The 24,756-nt window shown below is 66.6% G+C and carries 28 protein-coding genes, 1 pseudogene and 1 riboswitch; of the genes and pseudogenes, 16 read left to right on the forward strand and 13 right to left on the reverse strand.

The window, feature by feature from the left end; genetic code table 11:
- Positions 1-12 precede the first annotated feature (12 nt).
- Complete coding sequence (locus NA12_RS00405; protein WP_067444506.1) at positions 13-744, reverse strand: histidine phosphatase family protein; 732 nt, start codon at positions 742-744, stop codon at positions 13-15.
- A 192-nt stretch (positions 745-936) separates the two neighbouring features.
- On the reverse strand, positions 937-1,695 hold the full coding sequence (locus NA12_RS00410; RefSeq protein WP_243654855.1) for a TetR/AcrR family transcriptional regulator: 759 nt from the start codon (positions 1,693-1,695) through the stop codon (positions 937-939).
- A gap of 31 nt (positions 1,696-1,726) precedes the next feature.
- Here NA12_RS00410 and NA12_RS00415 point away from each other — a divergent pair, with 31 nt between their 5' ends.
- Genes NA12_RS00415 through NA12_RS00435 form a run of 5 tightly spaced genes read left to right on the forward strand, consistent with a single transcriptional unit; the run spans position 1,727 to position 5,789 of the window.
- Positions 1,727-2,827: a hypothetical protein gene (locus NA12_RS00415; protein WP_067444512.1), complete on the forward strand. Its 1,101-nt coding sequence runs from the start codon at positions 1,727-1,729 to the stop codon at positions 2,825-2,827.
- 49 nt (positions 2,828-2,876) lie between these two features.
- Entirely contained in the window at positions 2,877-3,887 is a 1,011-nt protein-coding gene (locus NA12_RS00420) for a zinc-binding dehydrogenase (protein WP_084472246.1), read from the forward strand.
- Positions 3,888-3,903: 16 nt separating this feature from the next.
- Complete coding sequence (locus NA12_RS00425; RefSeq protein ID WP_067444515.1) at positions 3,904-4,698, forward strand: MBL fold metallo-hydrolase; 795 nt, start codon at positions 3,904-3,906, stop codon at positions 4,696-4,698.
- 27 nt (positions 4,699-4,725) lie between these two features.
- Positions 4,726-5,262 carry a VOC family protein gene (locus NA12_RS00430; RefSeq protein WP_067444518.1) on the forward strand — a complete coding sequence of 179 codons (537 nt, stop codon included), beginning with the start codon at positions 4,726-4,728 and terminating at the stop codon, positions 5,260-5,262.
- Positions 5,263-5,279: 17 nt separating this feature from the next.
- On the forward strand, positions 5,280-5,789 hold the full coding sequence (locus NA12_RS00435) for a carboxymuconolactone decarboxylase family protein (protein ID WP_207905587.1): 510 nt from the start codon (positions 5,280-5,282) through the stop codon (positions 5,787-5,789).
- 68 nt (positions 5,790-5,857) lie between these two features.
- Here NA12_RS00435 and NA12_RS00440 read toward each other — a convergent pair whose 3' ends face one another.
- From NA12_RS00440 to NA12_RS00460, 5 genes and pseudogenes are all read right to left on the reverse strand, one after another.
- Positions 5,858-6,415: a TetR/AcrR family transcriptional regulator gene (locus NA12_RS00440; RefSeq protein ID WP_067444524.1), complete on the reverse strand. Its 558-nt coding sequence runs from the start codon at positions 6,413-6,415 to the stop codon at positions 5,858-5,860.
- On the reverse strand, positions 6,412-7,446 hold the full coding sequence (locus tag NA12_RS00445; protein ID WP_067444528.1) for a zinc-dependent alcohol dehydrogenase: 1,035 nt from the start codon (positions 7,444-7,446) through the stop codon (positions 6,412-6,414). The genes NA12_RS00440 and NA12_RS00445 overlap by 4 nt, the downstream gene beginning before the upstream one ends.
- 118 nt (positions 7,447-7,564) lie before the next feature.
- Entirely contained in the window at positions 7,565-8,386 is an 822-nt protein-coding gene (locus NA12_RS00450; RefSeq protein ID WP_243654856.1) for an SDR family oxidoreductase, read from the reverse strand.
- 48 nt (positions 8,387-8,434) lie between these two features.
- Positions 8,435-8,653: pseudogene (locus NA12_RS00455) on the reverse strand (SDR family oxidoreductase); the annotation flags it as partial.
- Between the two features lie 135 nt (positions 8,654-8,788).
- On the reverse strand, positions 8,789-9,547 hold the full coding sequence (locus tag NA12_RS00460) for an alpha/beta fold hydrolase (protein WP_307188330.1): 759 nt from the start codon (positions 9,545-9,547) through the stop codon (positions 8,789-8,791).
- Positions 9,548-9,756: 209 nt separating this feature from the next.
- On the opposite strand from NA12_RS00460, the gene NA12_RS34870 reads away from it, so the two are divergent.
- Complete coding sequence (locus NA12_RS34870) at positions 9,757-10,785, forward strand: LysR family transcriptional regulator (RefSeq protein ID WP_279388128.1); 1,029 nt, start codon at positions 9,757-9,759, stop codon at positions 10,783-10,785.
- An 88-nt stretch (positions 10,786-10,873) separates the two neighbouring features.
- On the opposite strand, the gene NA12_RS00470 is transcribed toward NA12_RS34870, so the two are convergent.
- Positions 10,874-11,683, reverse strand: coding sequence for an SDR family NAD(P)-dependent oxidoreductase (locus NA12_RS00470; RefSeq protein ID WP_067444542.1), 810 nt, complete (start codon positions 11,681-11,683; stop codon positions 10,874-10,876).
- Between the two features lie 199 nt (positions 11,684-11,882).
- Between NA12_RS00470 and NA12_RS00475 the strand changes: the two genes are divergently transcribed.
- The 7 genes from NA12_RS00475 to NA12_RS00505 all read left to right on the forward strand — a co-directional run bounded on the left by NA12_RS00475 (position 11,883) and on the right by NA12_RS00505 (position 17,216).
- Positions 11,883-12,173: a DUF6285 domain-containing protein gene (locus NA12_RS00475; RefSeq protein ID WP_067444545.1), complete on the forward strand. Its 291-nt coding sequence runs from the start codon at positions 11,883-11,885 to the stop codon at positions 12,171-12,173.
- Positions 12,170-13,174, forward strand: coding sequence for a phosphotransferase family protein (locus tag NA12_RS00480; protein ID WP_067444549.1), 1,005 nt, complete (start codon positions 12,170-12,172; stop codon positions 13,172-13,174). Before NA12_RS00475 ends, NA12_RS00480 begins: the two co-directional genes overlap by 4 nt.
- An 8-nt stretch (positions 13,175-13,182) precedes the next feature.
- Positions 13,183-14,445 (forward strand): acyl-CoA dehydrogenase family protein, encoded by a 1,263-nt coding sequence (locus NA12_RS00485; protein ID WP_067444552.1) that lies wholly within the window; start codon positions 13,183-13,185, stop codon positions 14,443-14,445.
- 107 nt (positions 14,446-14,552) lie between these two features.
- Positions 14,553-15,119 carry a hypothetical protein gene (locus NA12_RS00490; RefSeq protein ID WP_067444555.1) on the forward strand — a complete coding sequence of 189 codons (567 nt, stop codon included), beginning with the start codon at positions 14,553-14,555 and terminating at the stop codon, positions 15,117-15,119.
- A 37-nt stretch (positions 15,120-15,156) separates the two neighbouring features.
- Positions 15,157-15,954 carry an SDR family NAD(P)-dependent oxidoreductase gene (locus NA12_RS00495; protein WP_067444558.1) on the forward strand — a complete coding sequence of 266 codons (798 nt, stop codon included), beginning with the start codon at positions 15,157-15,159 and terminating at the stop codon, positions 15,952-15,954.
- Positions 15,955-16,054: 100 nt separating this feature from the next.
- Entirely contained in the window at positions 16,055-16,615 is a 561-nt protein-coding gene (locus NA12_RS00500; protein ID WP_067444561.1) for a TetR/AcrR family transcriptional regulator, read from the forward strand.
- A gap of 115 nt (positions 16,616-16,730) precedes the next feature.
- A complete protein-coding gene (locus NA12_RS00505) occupies positions 16,731-17,216 on the forward strand; it encodes a hypothetical protein (RefSeq protein WP_067444564.1) in 486 nt (161 codons plus the stop codon).
- A gap of 38 nt (positions 17,217-17,254) precedes the next feature.
- On the opposite strand, the gene NA12_RS00510 is transcribed toward NA12_RS00505, so the two are convergent.
- Positions 17,255-18,235, reverse strand: a complete 981-nt coding sequence (locus tag NA12_RS00510; RefSeq protein WP_067444567.1) for a zinc-dependent alcohol dehydrogenase family protein — start codon at positions 18,233-18,235, stop codon at positions 17,255-17,257.
- Between the two features lie 103 nt (positions 18,236-18,338).
- Here NA12_RS00510 and NA12_RS00515 point away from each other — a divergent pair, with 103 nt between their 5' ends.
- Complete coding sequence (locus NA12_RS00515) at positions 18,339-18,902, forward strand: TetR/AcrR family transcriptional regulator (protein ID WP_067444569.1); 564 nt, start codon at positions 18,339-18,341, stop codon at positions 18,900-18,902.
- A gap of 59 nt (positions 18,903-18,961) precedes the next feature.
- Positions 18,962-19,537: a hypothetical protein gene (locus tag NA12_RS00520; protein WP_067444572.1), complete on the forward strand. Its 576-nt coding sequence runs from the start codon at positions 18,962-18,964 to the stop codon at positions 19,535-19,537.
- 136 nt (positions 19,538-19,673) lie between these two features.
- Here the strand turns inward: NA12_RS00520 and NA12_RS00525 are convergent, their stop codons facing one another.
- The 4 genes from NA12_RS00525 to NA12_RS00540 all read right to left on the reverse strand — a co-directional run bounded on the left by NA12_RS00525 (position 19,674) and on the right by NA12_RS00540 (position 23,016).
- Positions 19,674-20,477: an ABC transporter ATP-binding protein gene (locus NA12_RS00525; RefSeq protein WP_067444575.1), complete on the reverse strand. Its 804-nt coding sequence runs from the start codon at positions 20,475-20,477 to the stop codon at positions 19,674-19,676.
- On the reverse strand, positions 20,470-21,219 hold the full coding sequence (locus NA12_RS00530; protein WP_371855966.1) for an ABC transporter permease: 750 nt from the start codon (positions 21,217-21,219) through the stop codon (positions 20,470-20,472). Before NA12_RS00530 ends, NA12_RS00525 begins: the two co-directional genes overlap by 8 nt.
- 70 nt (positions 21,220-21,289) lie before the next feature.
- Positions 21,290-22,279, reverse strand: a complete 990-nt coding sequence (locus NA12_RS00535) for an ABC transporter substrate-binding protein (protein WP_067445200.1) — start codon at positions 22,277-22,279, stop codon at positions 21,290-21,292.
- A 29-nt stretch (positions 22,280-22,308) separates the two neighbouring features.
- Positions 22,309-23,016 carry a TenA family protein gene (locus tag NA12_RS00540; RefSeq protein WP_067445198.1) on the reverse strand — a complete coding sequence of 236 codons (708 nt, stop codon included), beginning with the start codon at positions 23,014-23,016 and terminating at the stop codon, positions 22,309-22,311.
- A riboswitch (TPP riboswitch) is annotated at positions 23,007-23,103 on the reverse strand. It overlaps the preceding gene by 10 nt.
- A gap of 159 nt (positions 23,104-23,262) precedes the next feature.
- Here NA12_RS00540 and gnd point away from each other — a divergent pair.
- Positions 23,263-24,708 (forward strand): NADP-dependent phosphogluconate dehydrogenase, encoded by a 1,446-nt coding sequence (gnd, locus tag NA12_RS00545; protein WP_067444578.1) that lies wholly within the window; start codon positions 23,263-23,265, stop codon positions 24,706-24,708.
- Positions 24,709-24,756: the final 48 nt, after the last annotated feature.

Below are 24,756 nucleotides of genomic sequence, written 5' to 3' on the forward strand. Positions count from 1 at the left end.
CGGAAGGGTGAATCAGCCCAGGTCCGGGTGGCCGACCCACTCGACGATCGTCCAGCCCTTCTGCGGGCTGCCCTGGAGGACGACGCGGCCGCCGTTGCGCATCGGATCGGTGCCGAGCTTGTTCTTGTCGGCGTTGTCGGCGTTCATCATCGACCAGAACATGATGGTGCCGCCGTGCGAGAAGATCACCGGGTCGGCACAGCCGCGGCGCTGTGCGTCGAGCAGTGCCTGATCGACGCGGCGGTCGAACTCGTTGCCGTCGATGGAGCCCGGAATCCGTGCGTTCAGGTCGCCGGAGAGCCACTTGATCGGCGCCTGGAGGTACCCGGACATCGCCTGGGCCTCCGGGGTGCCCTCGTACCGGCCTGCCTCGATCTCCCGGAAACCGGACTGAACGGTGAGGTTCAGGCCCTGCTCGGCGACGGTCGGTGCCGCGGTCTGCTCGGTACGCACCATGGTGGACGCGAACGCGCAGTCGTAATTCTCGCCGGCCAGCTGGATCGCCAGATTGTCTGCCTGTGTCCGGCCGCGCGAGGTCAGGTCGGGCCCGGGCACTGTGGTGTCGATCAGGCCGGAGGTGTTACCGAGGGACTCGGCATGGCGCACCAGGGTGATGACCATGTCGCCGCTGCTGCCGGAGCTGCCGAAGTCGATATCGGCGGACGCGGCGCCGGCGGTAGCGGTTGTGGCCGCGACCGCGGCCGCCATCACCGGGACGGACAATCGAAGAGATCGGATTCGCATGGGTGGGAATGCCTTTCATCGTGGCGAACGACACTTCGGATATGCCGAGGAACCGGAATCCGGGGTGTCGCGTCTCACAGAAGCAGCTATCTGCCCGAATCGAACGAGGGGTATCCCGTTCATCGGGATCTTCGGCGCGGTGGACAAATGTGTGCCGTCACGTCTTCGGCCGATCAGCGGTGCCGGTGCGACTCATGGGGTCGTCGGTGATATCGGGGTGGTAGCGAGCCGGACGATCAGGTCGACTGTGAAGTCGAACTCGCGATCGCGGTCGAACCGGGCGAGAAACGGTGCAGCAAGCTCGATCTGCGGCAGTCCAGATCCTTCGAGCGTGGCCTGACGCTCGGCGATTTGTGTGGGGTCTTCCGACCCGAACGTCGGTCCGGCCGCTGCCTCGCGCAGCAATGTTCCGATGAGCGTTGCCAGCAGCGTGCGCATGAGATGGACCGCTCCCTCGGGGCTGCGGCCCGTGCGTCGTAGCACGGTGAGGATTCCTTCGACAGGGGCCAGGGCGACTGTCGAGGAGAGTTGGCGGGTCAGCACCAACGTCGCGGCCTGGGGATGGGCGAGTGTGATGCGGCGGAATTCGTTGGCCCACGCACGAACATCACGGTCGATCGAGTCGGTCGGTTCCGGCAGGCGGAGTTGTTCGAGCACATGCTCGGCGACAGCGTCGAGCAGATCGTCTTTGTCCTCGACGTAGTGGTAGAGGCTTTTGGCGTCGACTCCCAGGACCCGGCTGACCGACCGCATGCTGACGGCATCGGTGCCCTCGGCGTCGATGACCGAGAGCGCGGCCTCGCGGATCGCGGTACGTGAGAGCTGAGCCTGAGCCTTCGGCGGACGGCCTCGTCGGGGCTGTCGCGGGCTCGGTGTCGCGTCGGTCATGGCGTTCATCGAACCCACTCTTGCATATTTCCACGGTGTGGGTTTAATCTGGTTTAATTCCACACCGTGGAATTAATGACGTGAGGTGAGAACGATGCGGATGCCGTGGCATCAAGGCGATGTGCTGGATCTGGCGAGTGTGGGTGTGCGGGTCGACAGCCTGACCGACGTCTCGGCGATCCCTGGTGGTCCGGGTGCCCGGCTCACCGCGATCCGGACCCAGGCGGTGGCGTTCAGGCAAGAGTTCCTCGGAACCGGCACTCCGGACAGCGTCACAACCTGTGACCTGGTCACCCTGCCGTACCCGACACGGTTCGGCTTGTTCCGCGCGTCCCGCGCGATAGCGCCGTTCCTCGCGATCACCAACCGGATGTTGGTCATCAGATGGGCTGAGAGCGACGGGACGCCACGGGTGCTGCTCTTCGAGCCCAGCGATGTCGAACTCGGCCGCTACACGCCGTACTTCGACAAGCTCGTCGAACGAACCCCCGACGTGGTGTCGAAACGGGTGGTGACCGAACACGGCACAGTGGTCGGGCACCTGTCCCGCCTCGGAATCGATCCGGCCGAGGTCGACTACCTGATGTTCGACCACCTGCACACCCAGGACCTGCGCCGCTGGATCGGCACCACCACCCACCAGGCCGACCTCGGCGGGCAACCGAAACCCGTGTTCCCGCGCGCGAAGGTCATCGTGCAGCGTGACGAACTGGCCGCGATGGCGGATCTGCACCCGATGCAGCGCCCGTGGTACCAGCCCGGGGCCTACCGCGATGTTTCGCCGGAGTCGTTCTTGCCCATCGACGGGTCGGTGGTGTTCGGTCCCGGCGTCGCGGTGGTGAAAACCCCCGGCCACGTCTTCGGCAACCAGAGCTTGGTGCTCAATACCTCGACCGGGGTCTGGGTCAGCAGTGAGAACGTCATCGCTGCGGAATGCCTCACCCCGGAATTCTCCCGGATGCCCGGAATCGCGCGGTGGGCGCGGGAGTGGGGACAGGAGATCGTGCTCAATGCCAACACCATCGAAACCACTGTCGATCAATACAACTCGATCATCTTGGAGAAGACGCTGGCCGATCGGAGTCAACGCGATTCCCGCTTCGCGCAGTTCTTTCCGTCGAGCGAGCTGACAGCGGCGTGGACCAATCCTGGTACCTCGCCGACATTCGCCCACGGTGCGATCACGCACCGGTGACCTCAGGGCCAATTCCGCATTCCACCATGCTGTGAAAGGAATCCCGCACATGCGTGCACTCATCGGCGGCGCCGGACCCAACTGGCTGCTGCGCGATATCGACACTCCGCACCTACTCGGTGCGGTCCGCATTCAGGTGATGGCCGCCGGCCTGAACCGCGCCGACCTCTATGCCCTGGAGGGCAGCTACACCGCCAACTCCCAACAGGCGGGCGAATTCACCGCCGGCATGGAAGTAGCGGGCGTGGTGGAAACGTCGAGTCCGCTCGCGCCACATCTGTGCGCGGGAACTCGGGTCATGGGCATCACGATCGGTGGCTTCGCCGACTACGCGCTGTGTGATCCTCGGCTACTCGTGCCCATCCCCGGCGGCCTGAGTTTCGAGGAGGCGGCGTCCCTGCCGATCGGGTTGATCACCGAACACGACGCGCTGGTCAGCCAGGCGGGTTTCGTCGCGGGCAACAGCGTGCTGATCGTCGGTGGGACCAGCTCGATCGGGCTGGTCGGCATCCAACTCGCCAAAGCGCTCGGCGCGAGCACCGTCATCGCGACGACCACCAGCGCGGACAAGCGAGACGCACTCACCGCCGCGGGCGCGGACATCGCTGTCGATACCACCGTCGAGGATCTCGCGGCGGTGGTGGCGTCCGCGACGAACGGCAACGGCGCCGATATCACCCTCGACCATGTCGGGGGTGAACTCTTCGCGCGGTTGCCCGCCGCGACGGCGATCGGCGGCGCCATCGTCAGCATCGGGCGACTCGCCGGTGCCACGACCACCCTCGATCTGGACACGATCGCTTTCCGTCGCCAGCGAATACTCGGCACTACCTTCAGCATTCGCACCCGCGACGAGCTGGCCGATGTCGTCGCCGCGCTGACCTCGCAGGTCGTTCCCGCGGTCGCCGCGGGAACGATCAGCCCACGCGTGGATGCCGTCTTCGTCCCCGAGCAAGCCGAGCGCGCCGCCGAGCGGCTCCGGCGGAACTCGGCGGTCGGCAAGATCATCTTGTCCTTCGCCGACGCGCATACCGGGCCCGCTCCGGCGACGGACGAGTGAAGGCAGCACTGGGCGGATGAAGGTCCATCACCTCAACTGCGGAACCATGCACCCACCCGCGACTCCCGGCGGGCTGGTCTGTCACGTGCTGCTGGTGGAAACACCGCGAGGGCTCGTCCTCGTGGATGCGGGCCTGGGGTTGCAGGACTCTCGTTCTCCTGGGCCGAGGTTCGGTGCGGGCCGCTTCTTCGTCCGACCCGTCTTCGACCCGGCCGAAGCCGCGATCACGCAGGTCGAGAAACTCGGCTTCGACCCCCATGATGTGCGCGACGTCGTGCTCACCCACTTCGACGCCGACCATGCCGGCGGTTCGGCTGACTTCCCTTGGGCCCGGGTGCACCTCACCGCCGCGGAGGCGTTCGCCTCCCGGAATCCGCGCACGCTGATCGAACGCGGCCGCTATCTCCCCGCGCAGCGCTCCCACCATCCGATCCTTGTCGAGTACACACCGGACGCGGGGGAGTCATGGCGGGGGTTCGCCGGTGCGAAAGAGCTCACCGGCATCTCACCCGGAATCGTGCTGGTCAACCTCCCCGGCCACAGCCGGGGCCACGCGGCTGTGGCTGTCGACGCCGGTGATCGTTGGATTCTGCATGTCGGCGATTCCTTCTATCACCATGGTCAGCTCGATGGGTCCTGCTCCGCGCCACGGGCTCTCACCGCGATGGAACGTGTCATCGCCGCCGACTGGACCCGGGTCAAGGCCAACCATGAACGTCTCGCCGAGCTGTGGACCGCCGCCGACCCCGACCTGCTCCTGATCAATGCCCACGATCCATACCTGCTCGATCGGGCACTGGGTCGTCTCTGAACCCCCTGAACAGAAAGTGAACTCGCTATGAGCCGGATCTTCGGCGGTATCACCCAAATGGGCTATGTCGTACGCGATATCAACGCAGAGATGCACCGTTGGATCGCCCAGGGCGTAGGGCCCTGGTTCTATGTCCACGACGTAGAGACCGACTACTTCACCTATCGCGGCAGCGATTCGCCGATGAAAATGAGCGTGGCGCTGGCCAATTCGGGTGACGTGCAGATCGAGCTGATCCAGCCGCGCAACGACGCGCCGTCGCTCTACCGGGAATTCCTCGACTCCGGGCGCGAAGGCTTGCAGCACATCGCCTACTGGACCGATAACTACCAAGCGCTCTACGACAAGGCGCTGGCGCTGGGCTACGAGGTGGGCCACGAAGGGTCGATCGGCGGTGAACTCGGTCGCTTCGCCTACTTCGACACCGAGAAGACCTTCGGCCACATCATCGAAATCTCCGACATCAGCGGCCCCAAAGGCCAATTCTTCCACTACATCCGGGAAGTCGCGCAAACCTGGGACGGCAGTGAACCCATCCGCGGCGAAGTCGACAAGCTCGCATGACCACAGAGGAGAACACCATGCCGATGATCGACTTCCCCGACCCCGCGACCCTGCCCCCCGCGCTCCGCGAAGCGTTGTCCACACACACGGCCAACATCTATCGTATGGTCGCTCACTCCCACGGCATGGGCCTGAGTTTTCTGACCATGGCCGACGCCATGCTGCAAACCAACTCTGTCCCTTTCCCGCTGCGCGAGCTGGCGATCTTGCGCGTCGGCCACGTCTACGAAGCGCCCTATGAACTGCACCATCACGAGAGGTTCGCGCGCGCGGTCGGGCTCAGCGAGGACGCGATCGCCGCTGCCGCCACCGGCTGCGGCGAAGGGCTGCGATCCGAGGAAGCCGCCGTGCTCCGCTGGACGGATACGATTCTTTCCGAGCACACGCTCGGGGAGGTGGCTCGGGCCGAAGCGCTAGAACTGTTCAGCGTCACCGAATTAGCCGATTTCGTCCTCACCGTCGGTTTCTACCAACTCGTCTGCAATTTCCTCAACACCTTCGAGGTCACTACCGAGGGGGAACCGTAGACGCGGCGAGGCCCGAATGACGATGCCCCGAGCTCGATCGAGCGACACAATTCACCGGCGGTCCGGATTCACCGCCGCGCGAGGGCAGCGTCGACGAGGGTGGTCGCGGCGGCCAGGGCGGCGCGAGCGACGAGCCCGGCATCGCGCATCTGGGCTTGCGCGATGGCTCCGTCGAACAGGATGGCCAGTTGATCGGCAAGGCTGTTCGGGTCGGCGATTCCGGCGTCGTGGGCCAGGACGCGAAATTGGTCGCTGGTGGCGGTCTTGTGTCGCTGGGCGACGGCGCGCGCGGGGTGTCCGGGGTCGGCGAGTTCCACGCTGGCGTTCATGAATGGGCACCCGCGAAATCCCTTGCTGGTGAACCAGGTTTCCAGCAGGGTGAAGCCGCCGAGCAGGCGGTCGCGAGCGGTGCCTGTCGCGGTCGCGGCGGCCAGCATCGCTCGGGCTGGCTCGTCGCGGGCTTCCAGGACCGCCACGACCAGGTCGTCCTTGGTGGGGAAGTGACGGTAGAGGGTCATCTTACTGACGTTGGCCTCGGCGGCGACGCGGTCGACGCCGACAGCGCGAATACCTTCGCGGTAGAAGAGTTTCGAGGCGGTTGCCAGGACTCGCTCGCGCGGGGTCACGGCGTGAACACCAACTTGGTGTAGTCGTGCGCGGTCAGGGCATCGGCGGCGTCGGCGAAAGGAACGACTCGGGTGGTGACAGGTGTCGGGTCGAAACGTCCGGAGGCGAGCAGGTCCAGTAGCGCCGGGGCGTCGCGGCGGGCGTGGATGCGGCCGGTGATGAAAGTCGAGTTCATCGTGTACAGCGCGAGGAGGGGGAGCCGGGGTTGCGCGGCGGGATCGAAATAGATAGCGGTGCAGGTGCACACACCGTCGCGATCCAGGCTGGCGAGCGCGAGGGACAGACCACGGATGTCGCCGGACGCGTCGACGGTGATCGGGAATTTGTCGTCGAGCCGGTCCGGGATGTGGTCGAGGGTCTCGATGCCGTAGCTTTCCGCCACGGCCCGGCGGGCCGGGTCGGTGTCGAGGTAGAGCACCCGTTCGCTGGCCGATGCCTTGGCTTGGGCCGCGGCGTAGAGACCGATCGACCCGGATCCGGCGCCGCCGACAACGAGTACGGGTGCTGCGGGGCGCTGGGCGAGGTGGGGCGCGACGGCGCGGAAGCCGTCGGTGAGGTTGTCGGAGGCTCCGGCGGCGGCCGCGGCGGTCAGGCCCGCCGGGACCGGGATGAGCATCGCGTCGGCATAGGGGACATGGATCAGGTCTGCGAGGAAGCCACCCCATCGGGTGTTCTGCTCGCCGAACCCGAATCCGTAGGTCGACATCAGGGGCACGCTCAGACAGTTGCCGGTCCGGCCTGCCTGGCACGCGTCGCAGGCGCCACAGTTGATCTGAAAGGGGACGACCACGCGGTCACCGGGCTCGACACTGCGCACGCCGTCGCCGACCAGGACGACCTCGGCGACGCATTCGTGGCCGAGAACGAACGGCGGCTCGAACGGCGAGCGGCCGCGGATGATCTCGATGTCCAGGTCGCAGGTGGCCACAGCGAGGGGTCGGACGACGGCCTCGCCGCTGCTCGTGATCACCGGGTCTGCGATATCGCGCCACTCGAGCTGACCGCGGCCGGCGAAGGTAAGTGCTCGCATGACTGTACTGTACTGTTCTGTATCGTTAGCTGGCAAGGTCGATGTCCTCGCCGAACACAATGCTGACGTCGGAGATCGGAACTGCCTGAAAGCCCTGTGATTCGGAGCTGTGGGGTGGTCAGTTCTGTCGGCGGAATCCACCTTCGGTGTTGATGACCTGCCCGGTGATCCATGAGGCTTCGTCGGTGGCGAGCCAGCCGATGAGGCGGGCGGGGTCGTCGGGTGTGCCCCAGCGTTGGGCGGGGAACCGGCGGCGTACCGCCTCGTGGAGTTCGGGCGATGCGTATCCGGTGTCGACGGGGCCGGGGTTGACGGTGTTGAGGGTGATCGCCTGATCGGCGAGATGGTCGGCCAGGGTGGGGGTGATCGAGGCGAGGGCGCCTTTGGCTGTGGCATAGGCGATTTCGTCGCGCATGGGGCCGAGGTCCTGCCCGGAGGTCATGAGGACGACGCGGCCGCCGGGACGTCCGTCGTGCTGTGCGGCGAATGCTTGGGTGAGCAGCAGCACCGATCGGGTGTTCACGGCCCAATGGGCATCGAGCAGTGCGGCGTCCAATGTGCCCAGTGGACCGTCGCCACCGCTGCGTGCGTGGTTGCAGACGAGGATGTCGAGATGCCCGTAAACCGCTGTCGCGGTGGTGATCAACCGCGCGGGCGCGTCGGCACCGGCGAGGTCGAGGCCGAGGTGGTGGACCGGGGTGTTGTCGGCCAGGGTTTCGAACAGGGCTTGTGGTCCGTCGGGGTCTGCTCCCCATGGCTGTTCACTGTCGTGGGGTGCGTGGTGGTGCAGGAACAAGCTCGCACCCGATGCGGCCAACCGGCGAGCGATCGCGTAGCCGATGCCCTTGCGTCGGCTCACTCCGGTGATCACGGCGACGCGGCCGCGCAGTGGCAATGGGTCACGCTGCAGTTCAACGGCAGTGGGTTCGGTGTGTGGCACGGGGCAATTCTCGGTCATGCCGTGTGGTGTGCCTGGATCAGCGCGACGTCAGGTGGTCGTGAGCAAGCCACCGTCGATCACGAGGTCCGAGCCGGTGATGTTCGCGGCGCGATCACTGGCCAGGAAGGCGGCGAGATCAGCGATCTCGTCAGGCCGGGTGAATCGGCCGGTAACGGATGCGGATGCGGCGGCCTGGGCGACGGCTGCGGCGTCGTCGCCGGTGGCCTGGGCGATCGCGGTGGCGACACCGGCCTCGCCCAGCCACAGGTGATCATGATGATGCTGCCTTTGCCGGCGCCGAGCACGGCGGGCAGCACCGCGCGGGTGGTTCGGATCGCGGCCAGCAGATTCAGGGGTGAAAGTGCCCAACCAGTGCGGTCGCTCCTTCGTCGGTCCGGTCGCTCACAGGCCCTGATCGGCGAGCCAGGCGAGCACCGCGTCGGCGACATCCTTCCACCCGCTGTCCACGGTGAGCGAATGACCACGCCCTTCGAATTGGCGAAGTTCGGTGACCGCGGTGGAGTCGCGGTACTGCTTGAGTGTGGACCGAGTGACCACATCGGGCACTGTGTGGTCCTCGAGCCCTGAGATGAGCAGCAGCGGGCCCCGATCGGCGTTGCCTGTGTTCACCTTTGCTTGGGAATGCGGCACGAAGTTGGCGGCGGCGGCTTGGAACAGCGGACGCGCCGGTGAGGGAATGGTCCACTGCTCGAACAATTCGTCGGACTCCTGCTCGGAGACCGCGTTCCCGAATCCGAACCGGAATTCCTTGCTGGTGAGCGAGATCGCCTTGTGCAGATTCGCCGGGTTCCCCAGTGCGGGCAGTCCCGCGCGCAGCTGCGCCAACGGCAGCGGCAACACGCCCTTGATCTGTGCGGGATCGATCGCTACACCGGCGATACCCCGACCCTCACCCAGTAGCTTCTCGGTGATCAGGCCACCGAACGAATGCCCGACAATGATGGGCGCGGCGGGTAGGGCATCGATGATCTGCGCGAAATGTGCTGTCGCATCGTCGATTCCAACATCGGCAACCGCCTCGGGGTGTTCGCGGGCGGAGGTGACCGTATCGGGCTCGCCGGGCCATCCGGGGGCGAGCGGGGCGTATCCGGCGGCACGGAAATGCTCGACCCAGGGACCCAACTGCTGGCGTGTAACCACAGGCCGTGGATGAAGACGACAGGGGTAGCGGTCTGGGGCATCTCGATCCCTCTCAGCGCGGACCATGGACGCGGCCGCTGTGTCGATTCGACCAGGCATCAAGCGGAGGTCAACCCTGTGAATCGAACACCGATTCGCGGGCAATGTCCAGGTCATGTCGTGGCCGCACCGATAACCGCGTTATTATCGTCGCAGGCGAGGATGTATTCGTGGTCCGATGGCGCCAGAGAGCGAGAGCGGAATTGGACCTGGACCTACGCCTGCTGCGGTACTTCGTCACGGTTGCCGAGGAGTTGCACTTCGGCCGCGCCGCCGCCAGGCTCTACATCAGCCAGCCCGCGCTGTCGCAGCAGATCCGCAAGCTCGAAGAACAGCTGGGCGGCCGGCTGCTCGAGCGAAACAGCCGCCACGTGACGGTGACTCCGCGTGGGCATCGAGTGCTCTCCGATGCCCGGGAGATGATCGCCCTGGCCACGCGTATCGGCGAACGACCCGATGACTCGGGGGTCGTGCGTATCGCGCACATCTTCGAGTTGCCGACCACCCGGATCGTCGCCGACGCCTTCGCCGCGAGCTGCCCCGATATCCGGCTCGCCGAGTATTCGATGGACAGCTTCCGGCAGTTGGACGCGTTGCTGGGCCGACGGCTCGATATCGCGATACTGCGGGTCACCTCCGCGATGGTCGCACGGTATCCGACCGGCTGGCGCTTTCATCGCCTCCGGCTCGAGCCGATGCTGCTGGTCGGGCGCCCGAATGATCTGCCCGCGACCACGGCGTCGTTGTTCGAACGCCCGGTGGGAGTCTTCGCTGACACGCCCGAATCAGGGTTGTACAACGCCCACGGTGACTATCTGAGCGCGTTCGAACACCACACGGCGATGTCGTTGCGGTGGCTCGGGAACCCGGGCACCTTCGGGCATTGCCTGGCCGTCGTGCGGCGTACCCCCGAGGTGGGCTATGTCCTCGAATTCGAAAGCTACGCAGAACGATACAGCGAATTGGGGATACCGATCTATCGCCCCGCCGAGGTGCAACCGTACTACCCGTGGTGCATCGCGTGGCGCGACGAGCCCCACAGCGAAGCCGTCGCGAGCTTCCTGCGGATCGCCGAAGATACTGCGCGAGAACGGAATTGGCACACTCCGCCGCAGCAGACGGGGCTGCCCTGGGCGCCTGCCGGCGACCCCACGGATTCGTTCCAGGCCGCGGCCGCCGAGCCGTGGCCGCAGCGGTGACATCGTGACCTGCCCCACCGAATGTGTTCCAACTCTGGTTGCTGACAGACAGCCTTCCCGAAAGGCCGCCTGCGGCCCTGCCAGTGGCTCAGCGCAGCCCGGGGTGCTGGCGCGAAAGCATCGGCACCAGAAGTCGTTTCGGCAGGAAGGGCACCAGCGCGGCGGCTGCGCGGTTGGCCAGTCCCGGGATGGCCACCATGGTGCCCTTGTCCAGGCCGCTGATACCGACGCGGGCCACCACCTCTGGTGATACCCACATGACAGGCGGCAGTGCGGCGTGCGCCTCCTCGGAAGTGAAGCCCGCGCGCTCGCCGAAACCGGTGTCGACCGGCCCTGGGCACAGTACGGTCGCGGTGACGCCGGTGCCACGCAGTTCGCCGGACAGGCTCTGGGTGTAGGACAGCACGAACGCCTTGCTCGCGCCGTACCCGGCCTGGCCGGGCAGCGGCTGGAACGCGCCGGTGGAGGCGACATTGAGCACCGCTCCGGTGCCGCGGGCCACCATCGCGGGCAGGAAGCGGGTGCACAGATCGACGACCGCGACGACATCGAGTTCGACCATCGCGATCTCGGCATCCGGGGTGGCCTTGTGCACGGGGCCGAGAGTGGAGATTCCGGCGCAATTCACCAGGATCGAGGGAGCGAGTCCGAGCTCTTCGACGCGTCCGAGCAGCGCGGCGCGGGTCTCGCGGTCGCCGAGGTCGGCGGCGAGGATATCGGCGCGGACACCGGTCGCGGTGATCTCGGCGGCTAGTTCGGCCAACTTGTCGGCGCTGCGCGCGACCAGCGTGACCTGGTGTCCGCGCGCGGCCAGTTCACGGGCCAGCGCGGCACCGATGCCGGAGGAGGCGCCGGTGACGATCGCGGTGCGGTCGGCAGCGGGGGAGGGAAGGCTCATACGCCCAGCCTAGGGCGAACGCCGGCACCATCCGCGGAATCGGGTGACCAGGAAATGTCTAGCACGCCATGGATTGAGATACATGGGCTTTGATTCTCTTATTGTCTCGTCGCGTGATCTGCCGTAGCTTCCCCTTCGAGTCACAACGCAGATACCTTCGAAGTTCTCTCACGATGGCGGCAGCGCCAGAGGGGTCACTGTGCAGAATCAACCACCCGCAGCCGAGCTGCTGGAGTCCCTGGCCGAACTACTGGAGAGCACATTGCTGCCGGCCTTGCCACCCGCCCTGCAGCACCGTGCGCGGGTAGGGGCGAATCTGGCCAGGATCGTGCGTCGCGAGATCGATCTCGCGCCGGCGGCGACGCGACATGAACACGAACTACTCGGCGCGGTCGACGACGAGCGCGCCCTGTGGCAGGCACTGGTCGAGGTGGTGCGCGCCGACCTGGCGATCGCCAAACCCGGGTACGACAGCTGGGAGGGTCAGTGACCACCGATCTCGCCGCCGGTCTGGCCGAGTTCCTGACCCGGACCTGGGCCGCGCCTGCGCGGGTAGACGAGCTCGAGTATCTCTCGGCGGGCGCGCGCCGACGCAACGTCGGCTTCACCGCGCAGGTCGAGGGGGAGCGCGCACGCAAGCTGGTCGCCACGCTCGTGCCGGCCGCCGTGCAGATCATGTCGGTCGAGGATGAGGCGGCGGTGCGCGAACTGGCGCGGTCGCACGGGGTGGCGGTGCCAGCGGTGGTGGCGGTCTGCGCGGATCCGGCCGTGGTGGGCGAGCCGTTCGTTGTCAGCGATCACGTGGCCGGGGAGACCGTCCCGCGCAAGGTATTGCGCCTCATCGCGGCCGAAGGCAACGCCGAGGCAGTGGCCCGCGAGTGGGGCGAGGCGATGGGCAGGCTGCACGCCATCGATCCGGCCGCCGCTCCGGGCACCGTGCCCGCCGCGGGCGCCGACCCGGCCGCCGGCCTTTTCGCCGCGGCCGAGACGGACGTGCGTGCGCTGCTCGGCGACCGGCCGGTGTTCGAGCTGTCGCTGCGCTGGCTCGAACAGCGCCTCCCTGGCCCGCCGCCGCGCACCGCGCTGCTGCATACCGACCTGCGCAACGGCAATATCGTCGTCGCCGATGACGGTGTGCGGGCCGTGCTGGACTGGGAGGGCGCTCAGCGTTTCGGCGACCCGATGCGTGACGTGGCCTGGCCCGCGCTGCGGATGTGGCGCTTCGGCGCGGACGATCGCGAGTTCGGCGGTTTCGCCGACCGCGCGAGCTTCCTGCGCGGCTACCAGGGCGCGGGCGGTGACTTCGATCTCGACCGATTCCGCTGGTGGAAGGTGATGGGCACGCTGGCCTGGGGCGTCGGCCTGGCCGCCCAGGCCGCCGCGCATGTCGACGGCAGCGTGCGCGACATCGTCATGGCCGCCAGCGGCCGGCGGGTTTCCGAAATCGAGTGGGACCTGCTCATGCAGATTCGCCCCGAGGCGAAAGTATAGGAGAGACAGTGGATTTCGAACTGCCCGACGATCTGGCCGGATATCTGAGCGAGCTGGATGCGTTCATCGAGGCCGAGATCATCCCGCTCGAGCAGCAGGCCGACAACATGCGCTTCTTCGACCACCGCCGTGAGGACGCGCGCACCGACTGGGACCGTGGCGGTCTGCCGAGCGCGGAGTGGGAGCGATTGCTGGCTGAAGCGCGTCGTCGTGCCGATGCCGCGGGCCACTACCGCTATGCCTTCCCGCGCGAGTTCGGCGGGCGCGACGGCACCAATCTCGGGATGGCGGTGATCCGCGAGCACCTGGCCGGACGGGGTCTCGGTCTGCATTGCGACCTGCAGAACGAGCACGCCATCGTCGCCAACAATGTGGGTCTGCTGCTGATGCTCGAGTACGGCACCCCGGCTCAGCGAGCCCAGTGGGTGGACGGGTTGGCCGCGGGCACGAAGTTCTTCGCCTTCGGCATCACCGAGCCCGATCACGGTTCCGATGCCACCCACATGGCGACCACCGCCACCCGGGCGGGTGACGACTGGATCATCAACGGGGCCAAGACCTGGAACACCGGAGTCCACATCGCCGACGCCGATCTGATCTTCGCCCGCACCTCGGGACGACCCGGCGACGGACACGGCATCACCGCGTTCCTGGTGCCGATGGACGCGCCCGGCTTCCGGGTCGAGGAGTACCTCTGGACCTTCAATATGCCCACCGACCACGCGCGTGTCTCGCTGACCGAGGTGCGGGTCCCGAATTCGGCGATCTTCGGGCAGGAGGGCCGAGGTCTCGGCGTCGTCCAGCATTTCTTCAACGAGAACCGGATCCGCCAAGCGGCCTCCAGCCTCGGCGCGGCGCAGTACTGCATCGACCAGTCCGTCGCATACGCCAAGGAGCGCAAGCCTTTCGGCAAGCCGCTGGCAGCCAACCAGGCCATCCAATTCCCGCTGGTGGAACTGCACACCCAGTGTGAGATGCTGCGCGCGCTCATCCACAAGACCGCCTGGTCCATGGACACCTACGGCACTTTCGCTGCCTCCGAACAGGTTTCGATGTGCAACTACTGGGCCAACCGGCTGTGCTGCGAAGCCGCCGACCGGGCCATGCAGGTGCACGGTGGTCTGGGCTACTCGCGGCACAAGCCGTTCGAGCACATCTATCGCCACCATCGGCGCTACCGGATCACCGAGGGGGCGGAGGAGATCCAGATGCGGCGGGTGGCCGGGTATCTGTTCGGGTTCATGGACCGCACCGCGGTCAAAGGGGTGTGAGCCCGGCCCGATAGGGGCCCACCACCAACTGCATCTTGAATGGTCATCAAGAACGCGCTATCTTCTTGGGGACCGTTCAAGAATTTGACAGATCAAGGTGGTTTACTTTGGACACCCACGCCGCCGACGAACTGCGCCGCCTCGACAACAGCGATCTGCTCGCCCTGTTCACCACCCTGGAAGCCCCTGCGATCGCCGAGATGGAGGGCGAGTACACCGCCGCTCTGCTGGCCCAGCCGAACTTGTTCGCGGTGGTGACCGGAAAGGTGGCCGTGGCCAATCCGCTCGGTCCGTGGCTGTGCAAGGCATTCCGGCCGGTGGATGCGAACGGCGGGCGTGGCTACAACACTTTCGGCGAGTTCGGTCAGGTCCGGCAGCGCTACCCGATGCGCACACTCTTGGCACCGTCGCGCTACGACGGCGCTCCGGCCTACACGCTGATCTATCGCGCCTACATCTCGATGTGTGGGTCGATCAACATGGTGGACGAGGTGCGCCGGGCCGCGCCCGGCGTCTATCTGGGCCTGGGCACCTGGGGATTCACCGACTCTCAGCGCCGCGTGCCCCGGCCCTTCCTGCTGACCGGCCCGGTCGGCCCGTACCGCGGCGATATCGGCATCGCCAGGCCCGCATTCACGACCAGTTCTCGTGAGCTGCCAGGTCCACTCGCCTGACACCTCACCCATCCGTGCCACCCGAGCGAAGGAAATCATGACGACATCCCCTCGTACCGCGCTGATCACGGGCGCGTCCGCCGGCATCGGCGCGACGTTTGCCCGCCACTTGGCCGCGAGCGGCTACCAGCTGCTGTTGGTCGCCCGCCGCGCTGACCGTCTCCGGGAACTCGCCGAGCAGCTGACCGGCGACCACGGTGTGCGCTGCGAGGTGTTCGCCGCCGATCTCACCGATCCCGCCGCACCCGCCGCGATTGTGGATTTCGCCGACCAACAGGGCCTGGACATCGACGTACTCATCAACAACGCGGGACTGTCGGGCAAGACCGCGTTCGCCGATACCCCATGGGATGCCCTTGCCGGGGAGATCCAGCTGATGGTGACCGCTCCGACCGAACTCGCCCACCGGGTCATCCCCGGCATGAAGAAGCGGCAGTGGGGTCGCATCATCAACCTGTCCTCGGTGGCCGCGTTCGCCCCACCCGGCGCCAGCCTGCTCTACACCGGGATCAAATCCTATGTCCTCAACGCCTCGCAATCCCTCGACATGGAACTCAAACCTCACGGCATCCACGTCACCGCCCTGTGCCCCGGCTTGACCCACACCGAATTCCACGACGTCATGGGCACTCGCGACAAAGCCGACCACCTACCCGCCATCCTCTGGCAGCAGCCCGACGCCGTCGTCACCGAGGCCTTGGCGGCGGTGATGAACGGCAAACCCGTGTGCGTGCCCGGCGTCGTCAACAAGATCTCCGCCGCCGCTATGAAGCCCCTGCCCATCCGCCTGGGCTACTTCGTCGGAAAGACCTTCAACCCCTTCAAGAACGGCTGAACTCGCACCGCGCGTTCGGTGTCGGCCCGGGACCGCGATGTCGTGGCTGCCGTCCCGGATAGGGTCGGGCCAACGTTGGTGACGAAGTCAGGAATCGAACATGCCTCGCAACAGACGTCCTCGCGACCGCGAGGAGAAGCGCGCGGAGATCGTGGTGGCGGCTCGACGGTTGTTCACCGAGGAGGGCTATGACGCGGCCTCGATGGCGCGGATCGCTCGCGAGGCCGGAGTGGTGTCGAACACTCTGTATTGGTACTTCCAGGACAAAGACGCGGTACTGATCACGGTCTTGGACGCGATCCTGGCCGACTCCATGGCCGCCTACGGCGAAATCCTGGATGCCGGATTGGCGGATCGACTGTTGTGGCTGGTCACGGAATTGGAGCAGCTGGGCCGCCTGGTGAACACGGTGCACGCCCGCGTGAAAGAGTCCCCGGCCGTCGCTGAATGGCACGAGCAGTTCCACGCGCTGGCCGAGGGCCTGTTCCGGGCGGAGCTGATAGGGCTCGGCATATCCGCCGACGACGTGGATCCGTTGGTTTCGATGGGGGTTTTCGTCGTCGAGGGTATGTTGACCCACCCGATGCGGGAACCCGACAAGCGGGCGGTGATCGAGGCGTTGCTTCGCAGCGCTCGCGAGATCGCCGCGCCCACTACCTGATTCGGGTCGGTTGAGGCTGCGGGTCGAGGAGCCCGCAACTCGCCGTCTGCTCGCGCCGCGGGGAACCGACTAAACTCACGAAAGTCCGCCGAGGTCTAGGTGTTCGGAGCTTTGTGTGCACGTCCTTCTGGCCGTTCTCGGCCCAACCGCGGCCATCGTCGGCGTCCTCGTCGGTGGCCTGATCACCTCGAGGGCGCACACTCGCGCTCATGCGCTGAGCATCGCGGACAAGCGATTGACCGAGCGGAGAGACGCGTGCATCGACTTCCTGGCAGCTGTCCGTACGTTCCGGCGATACGTCATGTACTCAGAACCTCAGGTTCGAGGTGTCGGACCGACAGCGGATGAGAAAGGCAGTGTCGGCGTCGAAGGGCGCGCGGAGCACGACGCTCGGATAGACGCGGCACTGAGTCGGGTGATGGTTGTCGCGGGCTCCGAGGTGATCGTCACCGCGGCGATGAAACTGGCCAGGGATACCAGCGACTTCGTCACCGCGCGTGCCGATCAGGGTCGAGAGAAGATCCCCGATGCCGAGGTGGAACGACTTCGATCTGCGGAACAGAACTTCGCCACAACGGTCATCAAGTACCTCGAGCTCTAGCCGGACGGGTACGGCGGAGGTTGGAGCCGTGGGTGGCGTCAGATGGTGACGACTATCTTGCCGGTGTGGTGGCCCCGTTCCAGGTAGCGGTGGGCGGCGACGATGTCGTCGAGGGTGAACACGGTATCGATGACCGGGCGCAGTGCGCCGGTGCGGATGCCGGCGCTCAGGAAGGCCGTGATGCGGTGTACGGCCGCGGGGTCGAGGGTGTGTTCGAAGCTCATGTACCGGATCATGGTGATCGGGTCGGCGGGATACGGTGCGGGCCGCGGGTCCAGCCAGCCGACAGTGATCAGCCTGCCGCTGAATCGCTTGGCCGCGGTGGCGAGATCGGCCAGGCCGGGACCCATGACCGAGTCCAGGACGATGTCGGCGCCGGTGCCGTTGGTAAAGCGATGCGTGGCCTCGACGATATCGTCGCGGTCGGTGACGATGACGGTGGCGGCACCGGCGGCCAGCAGGGCGGGTTCTTTCGAGGCGCTCCGGGTGACAGCGAGGGGGACAGCGCCGATCTGGCCGGCGATCTGGATGGCGGCCAAGCCGACACCACTGGAGGCGGCGGTGATCAGGACATGGTCGCCGGGCCGCACCCCGGCCTTTTCGACGAGCGCGCCGTAAGCGGTGGAGTACGCCACCCACAACGCTGCCGCGCTGGTGGCGTCCAGCCCGGCGGGCCTGGCGACGACCCGGTCAGCGGGAAGGACGAGGTGTTCGGCGTAGGTGCCGTTGGTGTCCATATCGGGCACGGCCGTGACGATGACCGCGTCGCCGATGGCCCACCCTTGGACTCCCGAACCGACGGCATCGATCGTGCCGGTCGCTTCGATGCCGAGGCGGGCGCGTGGCAGGTGGATCGGTCGCGGTGAGTTGCCCGCGCGGATCATCTGGTCGAGGCGATTGACGCCGACGGCTTCGACCGCGAGCCGAACTTCGCCGGGGCCGGGGGCACCGACCGGTTCGTCGACCAGACGCAGGACTTCGGGGGCGCCGGTCTCATCGAAGACGACGACTCGTGACATGGGGGACTCCTGACCACTCATCTATTTCTCGTACGGTCGTTCTATTAATATAGATAGTACAGTCGTTCTAGGAATGTCAACGTGGCGAATCGGGAGACAGGTGATGGCAGGACGTCCGGTCGACTACCAGCGCAGAGACGAATTGCTCGACGCGGTAGTGGATTACATGGTCGAACGCGGGCTCTCGGAGCTGTCGTGGCGACCGGTCGCCGCCGGCCTCGGCGTCTCGGCGACCACGCTGGTGCACCACTTCGGCACCAAGGAACAGATGCTCCAGGTCGTCCTCGAGCGGTTACGGCGGCGCATGTTCGCCGCCACCAGCGATACGGCAGGCCCGCATCCCGACGTGGCGGCGGCAGCGCGCGCGGTCTGGGAGCGAACCTCGGACCCGCGAATGCAGGCGGAGTTTCGGTTGTTCTTCGCCGCCTATGGACGCGCCCTACAGGCCCCTGAGCAGTTCGCGGACTTTCTCGACCACGTCGTCACCGATTGGATGACCTCGTTGCGCGAGGCCCGGACACCGGGAACCGACCCCGAGACCGCTACCCGCACAGCAACGTTGGTGATCGCGACCATTCGTGGACTGCTACTCGACCTGCTCGCCACCGGTGACCGTAGCCGGGTCCAGGATGCCGCCGAGAGCTTCCTGAGTGCCCTCGAACGCTGACCTTCTCCACCGGGGCGCTCGAGTCCACACGTGTCGGAGGTCGTTTCTACACTTTCGGCGTGACACTCACCCTCGCCGATCTTGTCGGCTACACCGATCGTGATCTCGATGCCGATCTCGCCCGTTGGTTCCCGGACAGTGAACCTGTCGTCGTCCCCGCCGAAACCCGTGCGGTGGAACCATTTCTCGAACGACTGTCCCCGGACGATGCCGCCGCGCTCGCCGCCTTCGACCGCCGGGTCCGCTCCGGTCGGCTGCCGCAGTTCCTCGACATCTACGACTGGTCCTACGCTTTCGACTTCGCCGGCAACACGTGTGGGATTCTCGATGCCGACTACACCACCGAACTGACCGACGAGGACGTGTTCTCCCTCGGTGCCGACGGCGGCGGCAACCTCTATTGCGTGCTCACCACCGGTCAGATCGCGGTGTGGTTCCACGAGGAGGAAGTCCTCGAGGGCGGAACCCGCTTCGACAATCTCGACGTCTTCCTCTGGTCGTACGTGCGTTACCAGGCGGTGCGCGCGGGCAAGCTCGCCCTGTCCGAAGTCGAGGCCGACTTCACAGCGCTCGGCCAAGACGGCGCGCTGGTCGAAAACCTCGGGTTGCTGAGTCAGCTGAAACCTGTGGGCTGAGCCTCGCGGGTGATCCCGCTGGATGTGGTGGCAGATGTCACGGCGCATCCATGGTCGTCATTCGGAAAGGTGTCGGCGCGTACTGATTTCCGCGACCAACGTCGGAGTTGTCACTCGCGCCACACCTTTTCGGGCGTTATCGGTTACCGAGTGAGCGACGCGACTCCTCGTGCAGGATCGTGAGCAGTTCTTCTTCCAGCGCGACGAATTCGGGGGCGGTGATGATGGCCAGCTCGCGTGGTCGCGGCAGGTCGATGCGCAGTTCGTGGCGCACGGTGGCCGGGCGCGCCGACAGCACGATCACCCGGTCCGACAGGTACACGGCCTCACGGACATCATGGGTGATCATCAGGACCATCCAGCGATAGCGCTGCCAGACCTGCTGCAACCACGACTGCATCTCGGTGCGAGTCAGTGAGTCGAGCGCGCCGAAGGGTTCGTCGAGCAACAGCAGTTCGCGCTCCTGGACGACGGTGCGCAGCAGCGCGGCTCGCTGTCGCATCCCGCCCGACAGCTGGGACGGGCGGGCATTCTCGAAACCGGACAGGCCGAAAACCCCGAACAGCTCGCGCGCGCGGCGCCTGGCCGCCGCTTTCGGGACACCCTGTACGCGCAAGCCGAGGATCGTATTGTCGAGGATGGTCCGCCAGGGGAACAGCAGGTCCTTCTGTGGCATGTAGGCACAATGTGAGGCGGTGTTCTCGCCGTCGGCCGCACGGAATCCGACGCTGCCGGAATCGGGGGATTCGAGTCCGGCCAGCATGTTGAACACCGTGCTCTTGCCGCAGCCGCTGGGGCCGATGATCGTGACGAACTCGCCCGATCGGACAGTGAACGACACTCCGGCCAGCACTTCGAGATCAGGGCTGCGACGACCGAGTTGGGGGAACGATTTGACGATCCGGTCGACGACGATCCGGTCGTCTTCGGTGTCAGTCACGTCGGCTCCTGTTCTCCGTGCGCGCCCACGGCGCGACGAGGCGCTCGACCGCGAACGTCGCCAGGTAGAGCGCGATACTCAGCAGCGCGGTCACCACAACCGCCGCCAGCACCAGATCGGTGCGGAACGAGTTCTTCTGCAGGCTCATGTAGATGCCGAGACCGGCACTGGCACCGACGTATTCAGCGAACACCGCACCCACGACCGCGTAGGTGATCGCGATCCGCAACGAGGTGAAGAAGCGCGGCATCGCCGACGGCAGCCGCACATACCGGAACTCCTGCACCCGGGAGGCGCCCATACTGCGCAGCAGCGCGCCCGCGTCACGATCGGCCGCGGCGAACCCCTCGATCAGGCCGATGGCCATCGGGAAGAAGGTGACCAACGCGACCACCAGGATCTTCGGCAGTAGACCGAACCCGAACCAGATGATCATCAACGGCGCGATGGCGACGATCGGCAGCGTCTGTGACGCCACGAACAGCGGCACCAACGCGCGCCGCAGCCACGGCGAGAAGTCGACGATCACGGCCAGCACCCACGCCGCGCTCAGCGAGACCGCGAAGCCGATCACCGTGACCTGGAAGGTGGCGGCGGCGTGGGTGGCGATCTCGCCGCGATGGGCCCAGCCCTGCTCCACCACGCGCAGCGGCGACGGCAGCACCTGCGGACGCACACCGCTGGAGGTGACATAGAACTGCCACCCGGCCACGAGAGCGGCCAGGGTGACGATCGACGGCACCGCCCACCGGATTCGCGCCCAGCGACCGGTCCGGTCGCCGACGGGCGCGACGACCGGGTCTACGGACCGGTCACGGGGTGGCAAGGTAGACATCGGTGAAATACGTAGACCAGTCCGGTTCGGTGGTGAGCGGTTTGCCATCGGGTCCGGTGAGCAGGCCGGCGCGGTACAGGAATCGGGAATTCGCTGACCACTGCTCGAGGGTTTGGGTGCCGACTCGGCCGTTCGGGTCTTTCATGAACTGTTCGGCCAGCATGCGCTGGCTGTCGAAGACCAGCTTCTCGTCGTTGAACGCACCCGGGTTGGCCTCGATGAGATCCTTGGCGGCGGCGTCGGGGTTGTCGGCGGCGAATTGGTATCCGCGTTGCAGGGCCTGGATGAATTTCTTCGCCCGGTCGGGATTCGCGGCGAGCCAGCCTTCGTTGGCGTCGATCACGATGGCATAGGCGTCCGGGAAACCGTAATCGGTGTAGCGGAAGTATTTCATCGGGGTGCCGTGGTGCTCGGCCTCGATGCCTTCCCACGCCAGATACGAGACGGTGAAATCCGCTTTTCCGGAGTAGACGGCCTCGTACGCCGACGATCCCAGCATGACGGAGGTGAATTCACCGGTGCCGCCGTCGTTGCGGATGACCTGCGCGAGTGACTCCTTCTCGCCCGGGTCGCCGAAACCGGCGTAGGTCTTGCCATCCAGATTCTTCGGGCTCGCGAGGTCGGCACGGTCGGCGCGGACGCCGATCCCGGTGGCCCAGTGTTGCAGCGGTGCCAGCACCGACTGGATTCGCGCTCCCGACGCGCGGGCGAAGGTCGACGAATTGTGGGTACTGATCCCGAATTCCGCGTTCCCGGCATCGACAACCGTGTCGACCGCGGTGTTGTTGTACGGCAGCACCTGCACGTCCAGACCGGCATCGGCGAAATAGCCGCGCTGCAGCGCGACATACAGGCCGGAGTGGTTGGTGTTCGGCGTCCAGTCCAGCGCGAACCGGATGGTCTGATCCGAGCCGGCGCCCGAACCGCACGCGGTGACCAGCGACAGGACCGCGACGGTGGTCGCCATGACCGCGAGCGCGCGGCGCAGACCCCCGCTCACGCGGCAGGCCAGGGCTGCGGATGCAGGGCGGTGTCCCAGAACATCAGTTCGTAGCGCACGGCCAGGACGAACGCCTTCTCCATCGCGGCCCGCTCACCCTCGCTCGCCGACTCGGCGGCGGCGTCGACCAGCGATCGAGCCGTGGCCGCGGACTGCTGGAACTCCGGCGCGCCATAGGTGGCGACCCACTGCGCGTAGGGGTGGGCGGCGTCGGCGGCGATCACCTTCGCGGCGCTCTCGGCCAAGCCTCGGCCCACGTCGGCATAGATCCAGAAACAGGGCAGCGCGGCCGCCGCGGCCACCGCGTAGGACTCGGTCGCGGCGGCGGCGATCAGGTAGGAGACATACGCCAGACAGGTCTGGGAATGCTCCGGTTCACCCTGGCGAGGGGGCAGCGCTCCACCGGTGAGCATGCCCTCGTGCATGGCCGACTCGACAGCGGCGGCGTTCGCCGACGACGTCGCCCAGAAGGCCGCGGTCTGCGGGTCCGGCGACTTGGCGGCGAGAATCGCCAGCGCCTTCGAGTACCCGGTCAGATACAGCGAATCCTGTTCGATGTAGGTGCGGAACACCTCGAGCGGCAAGGTGCCCTCGCCGAGGTGGCGCAGGAACTCCAGTTCGTCGATCGCGCTGCGCAGGACCTTGGTCCGGTCCCAGAGATGATCGGTGAACAGGTCTGTATTCGTGGTGTGGGCGTGCAACACCGTGACATCCCTTCGTCAGCATTACCTGAGCAGGTTCAGCGGGTCTGTTCTCAGCCTCGCGGTCGCGAGACACCCCGTGTCGGAACTCGAACGACAGTAGCAGCGACCGCCGACACGCGGGGCGGCCCCGGGTTCGAGCGATCGCCCGGTCATGGTGGTAGGTGTTCGGCGCCGGACCGGCACCCAGTAACTTGCCTGGCAAGGACTCTGCACCTATCGACTCCGCCGAACGAAGAGAGCTGATCAATGTCGACCTCTACCGCGCGTGCACACATCGGTGTGACCGGGCTGGCTGTGATGGGCAGCAATATCGCCCGCAACTTCGCCAAGCACGGCTACACCGTCGCGCTCCACAACCGTTCCGTGGCCAAGACCGACGCGCTGCTCGCCGAGCACGGCGGTGACGGTGACTTCGTCCGCACCGAGACCGTGGCGGAGTTCGTCGCGGCGCTGGAGAAGCCGCGCCGCGTGCTGATCATGGTCAAGGCCGGTGCGGCGACCGACACCGTCATCGAGGAGCTGGCTGCCGCGATGGAGCCGGGCGACATCATCATCGACGGCGGCAACGCCCTCTACACCGATACGATTCGCCGCGAGGCCGCCATGGCCGAGCGCGGCCTCAACTTCGTCGGGGCGGGCATCTCGGGCGGTGAGGAGGGCGCGCTCAACGGTCCCGCGATCATGCCGGGCGGGCCGAAGGAATCCTACGAGTCGCTCGGCCCGCTGCTGGAGTCGATCGCGGCGCAGGTCGACGGGACACCGTGCTGCACCCACATCGGCCCCGACGGTTCCGGGCACTTCGTCAAGATGGTGCACAACGGCATCGAATACGCCGATATGCAGTTGATCGGCGAGGCCTACCACCTGTTCCGTGACGCGCTCGGTTTCGACGCCGGACAGATCGCGGACGTGTTCACCCAGTGGAACTCCGGGGACCTGGAGAGTTACCTGGTCGAGATCACCGCGCAGGTGCTCGCGCAGGTCGACGCGAAGACCGGCAAGCCGCTGGTCGACGTCATCGTCGATGCCGCCGAACAGAAGGGCACCGGCCGGTGGACGGTGAAGTCCGCACTCGATCTCGGTGTGCCGGTCACCGGCATCGCCGAAGCGGTCTTCGCCAGGGCGCTGTCGGGTTCGCGCGCTCAGCGCAAAGCCGCGGTGGGTCTCGCGTCGGGCACGCTCGCCGCCAAGCCCACCGATGTCGAGCAGTTCACCGAGGACATCCGGCAGGCCCTCTACGCGTCCAAGGTCGTTGCCTACGCACAGGGCTTCGACCAGATCGCCGCGGGCAGCGCCGAGTACGGCTGGGATCTGCGCCCCGGCGATCTGGCGACGATCTGGCGCGGTGGCTGCATCATCCGGGCGCGGTTCCTGAACCGGATCAAGGATGCCTACGAGCAGGATCCCGCCCTGCCGAGCCTGATCCTCGCGCCGTACTTCCGTGAGGCCATCGAGACCGCGATCGACAGCTGGCGGCGCGTGGTGTCCACCGCCACCCTGCTCGGCATCCCGGTCCCGGCGTTCGCGTCCTCGCTGTCCTACTACGACGCACTGCGCGCGGAGCGGCTGCCCGCGGCGCTGACCCAGGGGCAGCGTGATTTCTTCGGAGCCCATACCTACGAGCGCACCGACGCGGAGGGCAAGTTCCACACGCTGTGGAGCGGTGACCGCAGCGAGGTCGCCGCGGACTGAGCTGCTGGTCTCCGGCCCGGGGCAACCCGCCTCGCGTGCCTGACGGTC

The organism is Nocardia alba NBRC 108234, from assembly GCF_001612665.1.
GTDB lineage: Bacteria > Actinomycetota > Actinomycetes > Mycobacteriales > Mycobacteriaceae > Nocardia > Nocardia alba.

What these genes read in the sequence shown, in the direction of transcription:
- NA12_RS00435 (WP_207905587.1), top strand. Translation starts at nt 5,280, where the DNA reads ATGCCGATGATCGACTTCCCCGACCCCGCGACCCTGCCCCCCGCGCTC.
- NA12_RS00425 (WP_067444515.1), top strand. Translation starts at nt 3,904, where the DNA reads ATGAAGGTCCATCACCTCAACTGCGGAACCATGCACCCACCCGCGACT.
- NA12_RS00495 (WP_067444558.1), top strand. Translation starts at nt 15,157, where the DNA reads ATGACGACATCCCCTCGTACCGCGCTGATCACGGGCGCGTCCGCCGGC.
- NA12_RS00535 (WP_067445200.1), bottom strand. Translation starts at nt 22,279, where the DNA reads ATGGCGACCACCGTCGCGGTCCTGTCGCTGGTCACCGCGTGCGGTTCG.
- NA12_RS00415 (WP_067444512.1), top strand. Translation starts at nt 1,727, where the DNA reads ATGCGGATGCCGTGGCATCAAGGCGATGTGCTGGATCTGGCGAGTGTG.
- NA12_RS00510 (WP_067444567.1), bottom strand. Translation starts at nt 18,235, where the DNA reads ATGTCACGAGTCGTCGTCTTCGATGAGACCGGCGCCCCCGAAGTCCTG.
- NA12_RS00420 (WP_084472246.1), top strand. Translation starts at nt 2,877, where the DNA reads ATGCGTGCACTCATCGGCGGCGCCGGACCCAACTGGCTGCTGCGCGAT.
- gnd (WP_067444578.1), top strand. Translation starts at nt 23,263, where the DNA reads ATGTCGACCTCTACCGCGCGTGCACACATCGGTGTGACCGGGCTGGCT.
- NA12_RS00445 (WP_067444528.1), bottom strand. Translation starts at nt 7,446, where the DNA reads ATGCGAGCACTTACCTTCGCCGGCCGCGGTCAGCTCGAGTGGCGCGAT.
- NA12_RS00500 (WP_067444561.1), top strand. Translation starts at nt 16,055, where the DNA reads ATGCCTCGCAACAGACGTCCTCGCGACCGCGAGGAGAAGCGCGCGGAG.
- NA12_RS00430 (WP_067444518.1), top strand. Translation starts at nt 4,726, where the DNA reads ATGAGCCGGATCTTCGGCGGTATCACCCAAATGGGCTATGTCGTACGC.
- NA12_RS00405 (WP_067444506.1), bottom strand. Translation starts at nt 744, where the DNA reads ATGCGAATCCGATCTCTTCGATTGTCCGTCCCGGTGATGGCGGCCGCG.
- NA12_RS00470 (WP_067444542.1), bottom strand. Translation starts at nt 11,683, where the DNA reads ATGAGCCTTCCCTCCCCCGCTGCCGACCGCACCGCGATCGTCACCGGC.
- NA12_RS00515 (WP_067444569.1), top strand. Translation starts at nt 18,339, where the DNA reads ATGGCAGGACGTCCGGTCGACTACCAGCGCAGAGACGAATTGCTCGAC.